Origin of the sequence: Chryseobacterium sp. KACC 21268 (assembly GCA_028736075.1) — a bacterium.
Lineage (GTDB): Bacteria > Bacteroidota > Bacteroidia > Flavobacteriales > Weeksellaceae > Epilithonimonas.
Genome location: CP117875.1, coordinates 2,905,434 through 2,920,574 on the forward strand (window position 1 = coordinate 2,905,434; position 15,141 = coordinate 2,920,574).

The 15,141-nt window shown below is 34.5% G+C and carries 13 protein-coding genes; 9 read left to right on the top strand and 4 right to left on the bottom strand.

Annotated elements, in window-relative coordinates; translation table 11 throughout:
• Positions 1-2 precede the first annotated feature (2 nt).
• The 9 genes from PQ459_13440 to PQ459_13480 all read left to right on the top strand — a co-directional run bounded on the left by PQ459_13440 (position 3) and on the right by PQ459_13480 (position 10,331).
• Entirely contained in the window at positions 3-452 is a 450-nt protein-coding gene (locus PQ459_13440; GenBank protein ID WDF45902.1) for a type VI secretion system contractile sheath small subunit, read from the top strand.
• Between the two features lie 11 nt (positions 453-463).
• Positions 464-1,828, top strand: a complete 1,365-nt coding sequence (locus tag PQ459_13445) for a DUF5458 family protein (protein ID WDF45903.1) — start codon at positions 464-466, stop codon at positions 1,826-1,828.
• A gap of 80 nt (positions 1,829-1,908) precedes the next feature.
• Positions 1,909-2,352, top strand: coding sequence for a hypothetical protein (locus PQ459_13450; protein ID WDF45904.1), 444 nt, complete (start codon positions 1,909-1,911; stop codon positions 2,350-2,352).
• Between the two features lie 159 nt (positions 2,353-2,511).
• Positions 2,512-2,919, top strand: coding sequence for a type VI secretion system tube protein TssD (tssD, locus tag PQ459_13455; protein ID WDF45905.1), 408 nt, complete (start codon positions 2,512-2,514; stop codon positions 2,917-2,919).
• A 298-nt stretch (positions 2,920-3,217) separates the two neighbouring features.
• Positions 3,218-5,173: a phage baseplate assembly protein V gene (locus tag PQ459_13460; GenBank protein ID WDF45906.1), complete on the top strand. Its 1,956-nt coding sequence runs from the start codon at positions 3,218-3,220 to the stop codon at positions 5,171-5,173.
• Between the two features lies 1 nt (position 5,174).
• Positions 5,175-6,638, top strand: coding sequence for a hypothetical protein (locus PQ459_13465; protein ID WDF45907.1), 1,464 nt, complete (start codon positions 5,175-5,177; stop codon positions 6,636-6,638).
• Positions 6,639-6,717: 79 nt separating this feature from the next.
• Positions 6,718-7,281 carry a hypothetical protein gene (locus PQ459_13470; GenBank protein ID WDF45908.1) on the top strand — a complete coding sequence of 188 codons (564 nt, stop codon included), beginning with the start codon at positions 6,718-6,720 and terminating at the stop codon, positions 7,279-7,281.
• A gap of 320 nt (positions 7,282-7,601) precedes the next feature.
• Entirely contained in the window at positions 7,602-9,347 is a 1,746-nt protein-coding gene (locus PQ459_13475) for a hypothetical protein (GenBank protein ID WDF45909.1), read from the top strand.
• A gap of 372 nt (positions 9,348-9,719) precedes the next feature.
• Positions 9,720-10,331, top strand: a complete 612-nt coding sequence (locus tag PQ459_13480) for a hypothetical protein (GenBank protein ID WDF45910.1) — start codon at positions 9,720-9,722, stop codon at positions 10,329-10,331.
• Between the two features lie 19 nt (positions 10,332-10,350).
• On the opposite strand, the gene PQ459_13485 is transcribed toward PQ459_13480, so the two are convergent.
• The 4 genes from PQ459_13485 to PQ459_13500 are packed head-to-tail and all read right to left on the bottom strand — an operon-like array spanning position 10,351 to position 15,138.
• A complete protein-coding gene (locus tag PQ459_13485; GenBank protein WDF45911.1) occupies positions 10,351-11,058 on the bottom strand; it encodes a hypothetical protein in 708 nt (235 codons plus the stop codon).
• A 56-nt stretch (positions 11,059-11,114) separates the two neighbouring features.
• A complete protein-coding gene (locus PQ459_13490) occupies positions 11,115-11,894 on the bottom strand; it encodes a hypothetical protein (protein ID WDF45912.1) in 780 nt (259 codons plus the stop codon).
• Positions 11,891-12,622, bottom strand: a complete 732-nt coding sequence (locus tag PQ459_13495; GenBank protein WDF45913.1) for a hypothetical protein — start codon at positions 12,620-12,622, stop codon at positions 11,891-11,893. Before PQ459_13495 ends, PQ459_13490 begins: the two co-directional genes overlap by 4 nt.
• Positions 12,619-15,138 (bottom strand): hypothetical protein, encoded by a 2,520-nt coding sequence (locus PQ459_13500; GenBank protein ID WDF45914.1) that lies wholly within the window; start codon positions 15,136-15,138, stop codon positions 12,619-12,621. Before PQ459_13500 ends, PQ459_13495 begins: the two co-directional genes overlap by 4 nt.
• Positions 15,139-15,141 lie beyond the last annotated feature (3 nt).

Consider the following 15,141-nt stretch of genomic DNA (forward strand, 5'->3'; position numbering starts at 1 on the left):
ATATGGCAATGTTTAATTATGGTGTTGGGGGAAACGAAGTAAAAGTTGACGCTAACGAAGCAATCCAAGAAATTCAGGAAAATAGATCTCTCATCGTTGGTCAACTGACGGCAGACGAACCATTTATTCCAGAAATTACAAAAGGTCTTAAATCGGTAGATGATGTTTTCAAACATTTTCAACCTTCTATTTCCGTGCAGCATGAGACAGAAGACGGCACTTATGTGGATGAAGAATTCAGATTCCAGCAGTTGGGAGATTTCACTCCAAAAAATCTGACTCAAAATTCAGAATATCTGAAAACGCTAAGCATAGAACAGGAACAGTACAACAAAATACTGAGACAACTGAAAACGAATAAAATCCTTCAAAATATTCTAGCAAATCCTCAAACCAAAGATGCTTTGATAGAAGTTTTGAAAGATGTTGCAAGCGAACTCGAAAAACAATAAACACGAAAACTATGGATAATAGACAACAAGCAGCGCCACAAAATCAGCAAGCTGCAGAACAACAGCAAGATCAAAGAAAAGGTGGATCAGCGATTAATGACCTGAATAAAGTTGGTGGATTTAATTTTATTGAAACCGTTGTGGACGGAATCGCAAATATGAATCCAACGAGAAAAGCGCGTAAAGAAATCTTCTTAAATGATACAAATAAGCAATCTGAAAGAAAAGATTTAGCTCAAAAACTGAATCTATGGATTTCACTTTTGGAAAACAATGCTTCTGCTGACGAAATGGCCGAAGCTTGTAAAACCAAAGCTATAAACGCAGAGAAAAATCTGAAAACCAATCTTAAAAACAGTCTTAGTGCAATTCGTGATTTGGAAACATCCTATAGAACGATGGCTCAGTTTTTTAAGAATACCGAGTTGGACAAGGTTGATAACGTTAGTATCGTCAACGCTTCTCTGGATCAGATGAAAGATTTGGATAATCCGCTTTTCATTGATGCTATTGCAGATGAATTCAAACAAAACTACGACCGTCTTGATTTGAGAGACAACTACTCTATTCTTGCAATTCCAGGGTATTTGGGATCCAATAAAGTGGTTGAGAAATGGGCAAAAATCTGTAATGAAAACAAAGTGATGTTGGTAACCGATTTTGCGAATCTTGATAAACCAGATGACGTTGTAGATCTTTTCCATTCAGCGAATCTTACAGGTGGAGAACTTCACAGAAGTAATGTGATTATGACAACCAACTGGCTTGTAGGAAGAGGCAGAGCTGAAGAAGTGGGCGAAGAGGAAAACGTAGATCTTCCACCTTCTACTTCTATGGCAGGGAAAATTTACAAAACATTGATGTCCCAAGTTGCCGCTGGTAAAAAACACGGAAATATCAATGAAGTGGATGCTGTGAAATTTGATCTTAAGAAAAGTGAAATTTCTCAATTGGAAAAAATGGGATTGGTTCCAATGGTAAACGAGTACGGAAAAATTATGGCATTCTCAGCAAAAACATTGTTCACGGGAGACAATATCGGTTTACAAACTTATTCGGTTGTAAGAGTTTTCGATTATGTGACTAAGGTTCTACTCGATTTCCTTAACAGAAGAGCTTTTGAAAACTGGAATCCAAGAAATGAGGATGACTTGAGAAGACAAATCGTAACATTTTTGGACGGAATCAAAGGTGCCGACAAATTGATCGAAAAATTTAAAATTGTAAGATTTGAACAGGATAAAGTCAATAAAGATCGTGTTTGGCTGGATATCAGAATGACGCCTTACTTCCCAACAAAAAGTTTCGTCATCAAATTAGACGGACATAAAGGTGATGACGGTAACGAATGGGATGCTGAATATCAACAGGAATAAAACCTTAATAAATTTAACAATGAAGGGAATTTGCAACAATAAGTTATGAATTCCCTTTTTCATTTTAAAAATCTATCACGATGAGAAAAGTTAATATCTACACTCAATTTATCTTGTTAGCACTAGTAATTTCTTGTAAAAAAAAATATGAAAGACCAGATCATTTTTCGGTAGATCTTTTTGAAAATGAAAGAAATGAACAGCCGAAAAAAACGCTAACACCGCAAGAAGCGTCGGGCAAAAGTTTATTAGTTTTAAAAACAATTGATATTGAATTGCTTAATAAGTTTAAAATCGAAGATAAAAATATCAAAATTTTTAAAATCAATTCTGGCACAATCATAAAATCCGCAAATGATAGTATTCGGTTTCCGATCAAGATTATTTCGAATTATGATTTGAAAATTAGTGATTCTAATGTAGACTCAATCGCTGTTTACCTTATCAAACCGCAATCGTACAAATTATTAGTGAGAGATATAAAGATTGATTATCAGACTTTGCCTGCTCAGATCTCTCAATAAAATTAATAATGATGAGGTTTAATCAAAATAAGATTGTCTGAAAGTGTAGTAATTCTACTATTGAATTTTTTGGAAGATGGTTCTATCTTTGGTATAATAAAACCAAGAAACACACTAACAAACAACACAATATATAATAACAATTAAATTTTAGAAATCATGGCAAACAATTCAAGAGCCGTATTAAAATTCAACGGCGGATCAGAACAAAAAATTCTTAAACTGAATTACGGTGTATCAAGAAACACGGACGTTTCCGGTAGAGTTGCATCAGACCCTTCCAACGCATTGATTAAAATCACTGTTGAAGCGACTGAGGATTCAGGAATTTTGGAAAGTTTATTAAACGGGAAGTACAAACCAACAAGTGGTGAAGTAACTTTTAACAAATCTCACGAAGAAGGAACTTTGACAACTTTGAAATGGGAAAATGGTTATGTAATCCAGCACGAGGTGGATTATGACGCTTTGAATGAGGACAATATGTTCATAAGCTTTGTAATCAGTGCAGAAAAAATCGACTATGGCAATTCTGCTTATGATGGAATTTGGCCAGGCGCGAAATAATCAGATGATTATTGATTCTTCCAAATATTAAAGCAATAATCCTGATGAAATCCCCTTCTGGTCATATTCATCAGGATTTTTGACTATTTAACAATCTTTGAGCCCATTATTGCATCATTATTGCTACGATTTGAAGAACATATTATGGATTTATAATTAATTTCGGATGTAGATTAAAATTTTCATCAATTTGATTTTATCGATTTTAAATTCAATACAAAAAAGCTTTTATAGAAAGCTGAATAGCAACATAGCTTAACAAAAGTAACAGATATTTCAATACCAAAAATCACAAAATATGGCTACTTCCAATACTCCTACCAAAAGTTTCAAACCCGACAATAGCGCCAATTCCATCTCCTCAAGCCAGATATTTGGAATCAACCGATTGGTTAAACTCAATATTGTGATAGAAGGAATAGTAATCTCACATTACAAACATTTTACGCTATCTCAGAACAGCGCTAAACATCACGAATTCGAACTGATTCTGGCGCACGATACTTTGGGAAATCAGGAAAATCATAATCTGGAATCCAGCCAAGAGTTTTTAGGGAAAAGAATTACAATTGTTCAAAAATATAAGGACATCCAAGATAGCCCGGAAAGGACTTTTGTGGGTGTGATTACACGAGTTGGATTCAGTCAGGAAAAAGGTGGACTTCCGAATATCGTTTTGGGCGGTTTCAGTCCGACGATTTTGCTGGATGCTGCACCAACTATCCAAAGTTTTGGTGGAGAATCACCTGTAAATATGAGCATTATCGCTGCACAACTCATCAAGGAAGGTTTAGGTAGCAGCAAATATGACGTTCGTGTGGATGCGAATGATTTTTCTGAAATTCCATTCAGTATTCAGTACAACGAAACACATTATAATTACCTCGCTAGAATGGCTGAAGCTTACGGGGAACAATTTTATTACGATGGCGAGGTTTTACATTTTGGTATGTTACCGCCACAGAATCCACCACTTAAATTAATCTATGGAAGCAATGTCAGCGATATCAGAGTAGAGCTCAAAGCAGTTCACACTAAACCCGAATTCTACGGCTACAACAGCAGTCAGAACAGCAAATTGACCTCAGGAGAAACGCCGATTAAACATAAAAGTGATTTGGCAAAAAATGCATACAGTCAAAATCAGTCTGGCATATTCACAACCAAATCCTTGCAGGTTTCGCCTATAAAAGCAGTTACAGATAAAGACGTCATAAATTCCCAAGAAAGTGCAGCAGGAAGCAAAGCGGTGGAAGTTTTTACAGTGACAGGAAATATTTCCATTCCGTTTTTATATCCTGGATGTGTTGCTGATTTGGAAATGAGAAAACCAGACAGCAATCAAACGAGTTATTTTACAAGGATAATGGTCATCGAAACGTCTCACGATGTCGATACTTTAGGAAATTATAAAGGAACTTTCAAAGCGATTGCCAGCGATACGGGATTTCTGCCAAAACCAGAGTTTACAATTCCTTCAGCACAAACTCAGATTGCAACTGTCATCAGCAATACAGATCCTCAAGCCCAAGGTAGAATCACAGTTAAATTTGATTGGCAATTACACGACACGACGAACTTCATTAGAATGATGAGTCCTGATGCTGGAGGAACAGATCAAATCACACAAAATAGAGGTTATGTAGCAATTCCAGAAGTTGGCGATCAAGTGATGGTTGGTTTTGTACACAATCATCCTGACAGACCTTTTGTAATGGGCGGAATGTTCCACGGTGGAATTGGACTTGGTGGCGGCGTTGATAACCGCGTCAAATCCATTATGACAAGAAGTGGACACAAAGTGGTTTTCACAGAAGATGAAAGCATCATTATTACAGATAAATCAGGAAACGAAATTCATCTCGATACAACTGGAAGCAACATCAACATCACAGCTCCAGAGACGATGACATTGAATTGTAAAAATATGAACATTAATGTCACTGAAAATATGACAACCAATATTGGACAAAATTCTTCAGAAACTATTGGTATGAATAATACCCAGAGTGTAGGAATGAATTCGACACAAAGTATTGGCGCAATGAAACTGACATCGGTTGCTGGTGACGCTAGTATGTTTATAACAGGAAAATTAACCGAAATGATAGATGGCGATGTTCACAGCGAAACGAAAATGGAAAGAACGGAAATAAGTGAGAAATCTATGAATATTCAATCCAACGAATCAATCCACAAGCACGCTCAAAAAGAAGTTCAAAATAACAGCGGAGAGAAATCTAAAGCCAATTAAAATGAGCAGAACCCGATTTGTCAAAGGAACATACACCAAAGTGTCTCAAAGCAGACACAGTATGTACTCTAATGAAAGCATCATCTCCAACGCATTAAACTGGATTTCTGAAGTTGGAGAAAAAATTGGTATTACTTACGGAGATCCAGCCAATCCACCTGCGACGGAAATAAGAGCAAAATGTGTGGTACATTTTCGCAGTAAAGATGGATGGAAAGGAGAAGATTATGGCTTCGATTGGATGAGACTTGGCGACACTTCGGTTTTTGGAGATTCTAATTATGAGGACATCGTTTCAAAACAATATACAGATTCTACTTACACGACTCTGGTTACAGACATCAACTCATACGGTGGAAGTTTCAAAAAGTCACCTACTCTATTTTCAAATCTTAAAAGAACATACGGAACATTTAGCATTCCTTGGAAAAAAAAGGCCGATGGAACTCTAGAAAATTATTATTGTTCTTGGGTTTCGTTGTATCCTTCTCAGATCAAAAATTCGAGAACTCAAAAGCTTGAAGCTTCTAATTTCAAGAACACGAAAGCATTACTGTCATTGAATATCGAGGTTGATGAAGAGCCAGATACTTTAAAATTCAAAGCAAACAAATTCTTCAATATTTCGCCAATTGACATTACTACCAAGTCAAAAGGAAAACACACTCTCAAAGACTTTGTAACGATAGAATGTCTGGAAGAATTTGCAACAGATCAGGTTATAGAAGTGATTGCTACCAAAAAAAATGCGGCTGGTGCAGAAGTTTCCGAAGTAGCAGGACGATTGAAAGTCTGGGCAAACCACAAACCACGACGAAAAAAAGCTAAAATTGTTCTTATTGAAGTTATCGCTCCCATTATAAGCACTGGGAATCCAGGAAGCGCTTCGGGACAGAAAGATTTATTTGAGCGTTATTTAAAACAAGCACTGATAGAGACAGAGGTACAAACTGAGGTATTGGATGTATCATCAGATTCAAAATTTCAAACGGGAGGTTCGTACGTTGTTGGTGGACAAATTGCGGCGTATTATTATCCATCATCACTAGCACCTTCGGGTTTTCAAACGCTGGAAAATTATCTTTATGATAAGTTAAAAGCTCAATTAAAATCAATCAATCCTGCTGATGAAAACAAATATGATTCTTATTACAAAGCGTTTTATTTGGGAGAAGGTGGAGGATATGCAGATGCTACAGGAATTGTTAAAGGTTTAAATGGCTATGCTCAAGGAAGAAATGTTGTCCTGTTTCCTTCGAAAAATGACCAAACTGCAGCGCACGAGTTTTTACACTCATTCAATCTTCCTCACAGTTTTACCAACCAAGAAGCAGATGCAGATGCTCTGTACACCTACGAAGCCATAAAAACAGAAAACCTCTTGGATTATTCCCACCGGATTCCACAAATAAGATACTCTCTTTGGAAATGGCAGTGGGAAAAAGCTAATAACAGTATCACTTGAAGTATCAGCAATGAAAAATATAATATTAATAATCCTTTTATTTATTTCTACATCTTGTCATTCCCAAAACACAAAATATATGTTTCCACAAATTGATAACAAATCTGAAAAATTTGACTTATCTAAATTCGATAATTCCAAGAAAGAAAATCAATATGTTCTAAGGGAAACATTGCCAGATGCTTCTTATCTTGAAATGGTAAGGTTACAAGAAAGTAGATTTTTTTTAACGTCTAAAAATTCTTATTTTACAGTTGTAAAAATATACCACCAAAATTTAAATATCAAACAAAAGGGGCTAGGTTTTAACACAAATCCATTCTCTTTTAAGAAAGGAATATGGTATGAGTTTGATGAACAGGGCAATTTAATTAAAGAAAAAGATTACGACAAAAATTATCAATTTAATTTTGAGGATGTTTTAGAATTTTGCAAAAAAGAATCCATACAGGTTGATAAAGGTCCAATTTTACAAAGTACAGGCTACCACACAATGATTTCGAGAAATGAAGATACAGAGAAATCTGGCGCTATTTGGGAAATAAAGTGGATGAAAGATAATCACATAGAAGAAATTATCAAATTGGATGGCAAAACAGGAAAAGTTTTGGAAAGACGTGAGCAAAAATTCATTAACAACTAAATGATTACAGAGACGGAATATGAAAGAAATTTTCATTTGAAGATGTTTTAAAATTTTGTCAGAAAGATCAAATCTGTTTAATATAAAGTACCGATTTTAAAATTACAGGTTCGCATACCAATATTACCAAAGGACTAGAAAATGAAAACCTATCTGGAAAATCCAGTGGAAAAAGAAACCTGATATTTTGGAAACAATTATTTAGGATGGTGTTGCCGGTAAGTTTTTATCAAAAAGAGAGTCACAGTACTTCAATGATCAATTTGTTATTCAGAATCACATCAATCAAGAGACATAATATTTTCAAAAATTAAACAACAATGAGCAGAACAAGAATCGTAAAAGGCACCTATAACAAAGTATCCGAAAGAGGTCACAGTATGTATTCTAATGAAAATATTGTGACAAATGCAACACATACTGTAACTGAAGAAGGTACTGAAAATGGTCTGCATTGGGGATCTCCTGAAGATCCGCCACAAACAGCCAGCAGAATTATCGATATTGTAATGTTTGTCGCAGGAACTACAGATCCCATTAATACTACCGGAGAAAGACATCAAGCCAATACAAGATACTGGCAGGCGATTGATGCAGAACTCAAGCGAAAGACAAAAGAAAGTCTCAATAACTTTTGGCACAAAATCCAGGAAATCAAACTGCATTATCTAAACCTTCATATAGAAGGTGAATTTTTCAGTTGGTCTGGTGATAACAATACGAATGAAAGAATTGTTGCTTCCGAACGTTTATTGGATGTGATGCTGAGGACCTACCGTTTTTGGAGAAATCAGGAAGTTCATCTGCATCTGATTGGTCACTCGCACGGCGGAAATGTCATCAATCAATTTTCTGAACTTATTACGAGCAGAGAAATGATAGGTAAATCTGCAATTCTTAAAAGAAACAACTTTACCGAATTTCCCACGCCTTGGAAAATCAAAAGTATTACTTACCTCTCTACGCCATTTTTCCAGAGAAAACATCAGCTGAACCACGGTAAACTGCATCCAGGTTGTAAAATCATCAATGTTCACAATGAATATGATCTGACACAGCAGTTGATTGCAGATTTCAGTTTACTTAATATGGAAGGATTGCTAAAGTCTTTTCAAATGGAAAAATTCGAAAATGGAATCACTATTCTGAGAAATGTAAAGATGGATCTCATTATGCAATATCTGAAAGGTTGGTATAATGAGAATAAAGCTATTACTGCCTGGAAAGAAATGTCTAATGCCTTTTTGGGAATAAATTTGATTGTTCAGGAATTCATCAAATATATTGATTCTATAACAATCCAAAATTCTACTTTAGCGAATGAGAAGCAGTCATTCATAAACTTATTGAGAAACGTTCTCCACTGGACTTATGATGTTCATAAAAATTTTTCCGGAGGCGGAAGACATGATAAAATAACCTTCGGAAGACATCTTCAACTTACCCAAGGAATTACCACGCTGAATATGTTGTTTGATATAAAAACTGGCGTGAGAGACAGTTATATCCTAAGTTTGCTAGCCAACGTTTTTGGCGAAAATAGAGGAATTACCGACAGTATAGACGCCACTTCCTGGACGCCTCGAAGACAAACCAGAGGATTAACCATTTTGGATGTTAATATTACCCAGCATGATCCTTACAATTCCAGAAGAAAGAAAAGTGCATTTGACACATTTTTACGAGGAACTCAATCTGCGGTGCAAAACAATAATCTGGAAGATCTGCTTATGAGACTTATCAGTCAGTTTGTAAAACCTGCTCAACTGCAAAAAATTACGGAAGGAATTAATGCTGCAGAATATATTTTCACTGGTAATCTAGATGCTCAGCTGAAAATTCTGAGAGGAAATCTAGAACGATATCACACACTTGTAAATCAGTATCATGCCTTTCTAGTCACTGCAAACGATGAAGCAACTATCACAGAATTGGATAAAAGACCCGGATCAATACCATATCTCGCCATGGCTTCTCACAGCTTAAGTCATACACAATTTTGGCAGCAAGTGGAAGATGGATTGCGAGGTTCCTTCAGCTCTGGTAGAAATCCGAGATATCAGTAAGAATGAAGAGATCTATAAACTTGTACTTCGGTTTGTTCATCTACATTATTTTTGTTATCGGACTTACAATTTGGTATCAATCTATCCATTATTTGACTGAGATTACAACAAAAAACATTATTAAAATCATTACTCAAGTTGCAATGATAGCAGCAATTGTTCCTTCGATTTTAGCTTTTTTAATGTATTACTTCTGTACAAAATCAATGGATAAAACTTCCAGATTTTTCTTAATTTTAATATTGTTTCTATTTTTTATATTTTCAATTTACACTATGACTTTGGTAATGGTTTTTGATGATCTATCAGATTCGAAATCTTTTTTACAATCTTTAATAGAATCATTTTAAATTTTTCAAATTGCAACTAATTATGAAAAAATCGGTCCTATATTCCATCCTAATTTTTCTATCTGCACCGATAAATTATTATGCTCAAAAATCTGCAAATCAAGCCAATTTCACATTCATTGCGAAGGAGGATGAAGGGGATTTGAATAATGATAAAAAACTGGACAGAGTAATTGTAGAAATGGATTTGAAGAACGAAACACGACCGCTAAGGCTTCGGATTCTTCTTTCTCAGTCTAATTCTAAAACTTTGAAACCTGCTATTTCTTCTACAAAAATTATTGAAAGTCAATATCCAAAAAATAAGGAAGGGAAACATAATGGTAATAATATTCCTGATTTTTTTATTGAGGATGGAAATTTGCAAATGTTGACTGATATTAACAATCTCAAAAGCCGTTACACTTTTAAATTCCAGAACGGCAATTTTGAGTTGATTAATATTTCTAGAGTGATTTGGAACGGAAAAAATAAAACTTCGGAAACCGAAATCGACCTCGTCAAAGGAACTAAAGTCGAATTTGACCAAGGATTGGATTCTAATAAAATTCTGAATAAGAGACAGAAATCGATAAAACATAAGAGCTTACCAAAGCTTCAGGATTTGACGTTTTCTGATTTAGAACGTTATTAATTTAAAATAAAAAAAATAATTATTTTTGATAATGTTTTTTACTGAAGACAGCAAAATCAACATCTTTCTCTAATGATTTTTCTGATGAATCTTTAACAAAAAACTCATCATAGACGTTTATTTTTATGTATGTGCTATTCACGACGCTGGTCTTCCCATTAACTGTCTTTTCCTCTTTACCTATTTTATCATCGCTTACCAATTGCACAATTTTATCTTTTCCAAACCATTGATGGACAGTCAGATCGCCGTACATCTTGTTTTGCTTATATTGAGAGTTATTATTTTCTTTTTTTAAATCATTCACAAAATTATTTATATCAGACATTTTTCCGTCATAAAAATTCTTGGCTGAGTAGCCATAAATTTTATTCTTGGCATCCGTCAAAATTACCAATCCATTGAAGAAAAATTGATTATTATAATGGAATAGATTTTTGCCCAATATCAAATTTTGTTGATTGGAAAAATGATATTTGTAGAATTTTACAACATCCGATTTTTGCAGCGTTTCAATTTCTTTCTCTTCGTTGTTAGCATTCACGATAGCTGTTTTCCAGACTTCTGTTTTGGATGTTAATTCAGAAATATTTTCATTAAAGGTCATTTTTGATAAATCGAAACTTCCGCATTCTTTACAAATAAAATCCGGATTTTTCTGACCTTTGGATTCTGAGCAAGAACTCAAAATCATTAGAAAACTAAATATTATTATTTTCGCTGTCATATTACACAATTTTTATTTCATTTAATAATCGAAATACGTATTCCAGATGAAATCATTTATCTGATAATCTCCAAAGCTTCGCCTTCAGATTTTCTATGAAAGAACAATAGAAGACTCACACCCAGGCTTTCCTCATTTACAGTTATAGGCTGATATGTAAAACCTGGAAGTTCTTTAGGAAGTTGTACGCTTACCAGTTTTCCGTTTCCAAAGATGCCAAGTTGGTAGATGTGATCTGGCAACGATTTTAAATCCTTGAACTTCGAATGGAAAATATTTTGTGAACTTTGAACAAATGGTATTGTGTAAGCTTTCGCATATTCAGCTTCTCTTTGGTAATAAATCTTGTTATATTCTGATATGTTGGAAGTCTTATAAATAGTCAATAATTTTTGATTCCAAGCCAAAACTTCGCTGAGCAATTTATTTTTATCTTCGTCCATCAATGAAATGGAGTTTTTCCAGCCATCATTTTTATATGGGACAGTTACTGGGAAACTTCCTTTTTGAACAAATAAAGGTAAGGTATCTCTATTTTTTATATCTATTGATGACTTTTCGATAATTTCAATTCTTTCGTCTTCTGTCACTGCCTCTATCGCGTGAATTCCAAATTCCGCCTCTGCCTGCTGCGATAATCCGGATTCTCCTTCGTAAGGTAAAAGTCTAACTTCATAGGATTGTACACCAGATTCTAAAATAAATTGATTAATAGGCCAATCTACCCAGATACTTCCATTTTTTTCGTAATGAGCAAATACAATAATATCGTTGAGCCATAATTCCACATAACAATGAAAAGCTTTGATTTCTAAGTAATAAATAGGATTTGTCATAGAACTGAGTTTTTTCTGTAGTCAGATAGTGTTGAATCTCCGATAGCATTATTTCTGTCAAAAACCTTATAAAATCCAAGATTATTAATTGTATTTGCTGTGCTTGAAGATTGATTTTGATTAAAGTTCTGCCTCGTAACATCATTCCCAAATTTCAGATTAAGATATTTTGCAATATTATTATTAACGTAATCAAGATGTTTATTCGCCATTGGAAAAAAACTGTGAAAATCAATATTTCGATAATCATCAATTCTAATAATCGTCACTTCAGCTCGGTCTGTGTGAGCGGGTAAAATTTTATTATACCACTTTTGATCTTTGTAACGAACTGTCTTCACGGGAGTTTTGGCAAAAATAATATACTGAAAATTGAAATATTCACCATCCAACGGCGCTGAATTCATTAGAAAAACTGCTTCAACCTGCTTCCACTCTACAATTTTTTTTTCTTGCAAAAGAGGACTGTCGATCACAAATTCACCGTCATAAAAATACAATCTGTTTTTACTGATTTCTGACTTCTCAAACTGTTCCGCGGAACCATAAGTTTTAACATTAAAACTCGCTAAAACTGTAATTAAAACAAGAGTGATTGCACCAATAACAATGGAAGAAACAACGGTCAACTTATCTGATTTCAGAAGAAAAATAAATATTAAAATGCAAATAGATATAAAAATGACTAGAATAATATTTAATGCGATAATTGGATTAAAACTTTTCATACCGTGTAATCTTTATCAGATTTGTACCAAGGATCTACAGGTTTTTCTATGATGGTAAAATCTCTCCTGAACGTTTCATTATATTTCATACCATCCTTTATAGCATAGACAATGATAGTAGCTTTCAATCCGGTAAATTCTAATTTATGCTGACTATACTGTCCTTTACTATCAGATGTTACCTCGTAAGTGTAAAGTATAGAAGACACTCCAGAGGCTTCTGCTTTATATTTCTCAACCTTTGCAGATTGTAACTTTCCATCTGCTTCTGGAACCATTACGGTCACAAACTCTGTGCTTTTCACACCACCTTTTATAGCTATTGCAGGTTCTACCTGTAATTTTCTGGGTCCTGGTGCGAAACCTTCTACCCGATTATATGTCAATGTTAATTCACCCTTAGCTTCTAAGGACACTTCGAAAATGACATATATTGTAAAATTATATCTGTTTTCCAATTTTTCTTTTATCCAATCTGCAATTTTTCCACCAACTCCAGCGTATTGTAAAAGAGTCATCAGATCTACACCAATTTTAAACTTTGCGATAGGTTTTAGTGCGATAGCCCCAGTTAATTGCCAAACGATATCACCCGTACCTTCGATTTTCTTATTTGTGATTCGTAATGCAAGAGCTAAATTAGGCGGTTCTAAATCAAAAGTAACTTTTGGTAAGATCTTTTTTTGATATGCGATAGAGTCAGAAACTTTATCCCTTCCATCGAAAGGTGCTAATACCTCATTAACTTTATTGTAAAAACCTATCAGTTTTTTAATTTGATTTTTAGTGTGTCCTAGTTCTACAGAAGATTCTACACTATCAACTTTTATTTTCGCTGATAATCCAAATCCAAGACCACCTTTCGTCTGATATAGAATCTCTAATTCATCACGAATCAGCCTCATGCTTTTTTTCTTGTTGTAGTCGGTCAACTTCTCCCTAGTTGAAAACTTAGGATTGATCTCTGCATTCAATGTTTTGAAAAGCGTTAAAACAAAAGCAACCTCCCTTTCTACAACAGGATAGACGTTGATATTAATAACTTGGTTTGGTTGCGCACAAGTATTTGCTACAAATTGATATTTATTGATTTTATCTGGCGAAAAGAAGAAAAGTTCAGGATTGGTCCTTATTAAACCTCTATTACCGTTTCCCTCAATCTTTAATTTATATTGATCATTTTCTGCTGTTATAATTTCTATTTTATTATCAAATATAAATCTACCTTGCTTTTTATGTTCATTTTTCTGTATACATTCAAGTACACTATAACCGTTATATTTAAGCTCAAGAATATTAGGATTATCATCGTCAGAGCTTGCAAAGCAATTATAAGTAAGACTATCAATAGCTAGTTTATCTGCACTATTGTACAATTGCTGGTCCGCCACTTTGTTTTGTGGATCAGTTAACAAAATCTGATCATATCTACAAGGAGAATAGGCCGCTACGTTGGTTTCTATTTCGCTTACAACTACTGGTTTATTAGTAACCTCTTTCTGCACATCATACAATACGCCATCTCTGCTGCAAACTTCCAAAAATTCTCTGGAAAAATTCTCGTAGTACTTACCCGTTTTCAAAGATTTTACAGTTGGATAAATTTTAAGATGCTCTCCAGCGCTTTTCATCCAAGCATAGTCAACTTTTACCTCTATCGTAACTTTTTGTATGTACTGCTCTCTCTCTATTGCGTTATCTGTTGCGCTTTGATCTGATTTTATAAGATTATCGGCAACACCTTTTTTACCAATTTCCTTTGGGTGTACTTTTTCTATATTTACTTCACGCCGGAAAGAATTTCCTTTCGCAATATTCAAGCCGTCATCATTGAAGATATCTTCATCAAAAAGATTAATTTCCAATTCTTGTCCGTAGAGTGCTTCTGTATAAATATGTAGTAACACTTCTGAATTGAATGCAACCAACTTATTCTCTAACAGATTATAATCAAAATCCGTCCATTCCACACGTACGATCCGAGGAGTACCTGTAGCTTTTACAAGTATACCAAAAGGCTTTTTACCTCTTGCTCCTTCTTCTGCTTGAAAAGCTTCTAAATATGCCATTCCACCTCCCTCCAAAATTTTCGGAAATGTAATAGTATATCTACCGTTTTGTGTTATACCCTTCGAAAACGATTGATTATGAGAAAGTTCTGCCGAGGTCAATTGTTTAGGTGCTACCACCCAAACCCAGTTTACATCCTTGTATTTTAGATGCATTGCATCAAGTGAATCCTTTTTTTTGGCATCTCGCTGAACTTCATTTGCCTTCCAGTTTTCATCTAATTTTTCTTTGCTCCAACCAGCATCAGACCTTTCCTTCCATTTTTGCTGGGCAAATTTTCCATCTTTCTCGAATTCAAGCGCTCTTTTTTTATATTCTGCTTCATATTCCTCTACAAGTATTTTAAAAGTTCCTGCTCTTAATAATGTCAAACATCCGTATACTGCATCAAACTTATTTTGTTCAAAACCTTCCTTAATAACTTGTATATGGAGACCAGTACTCATAAT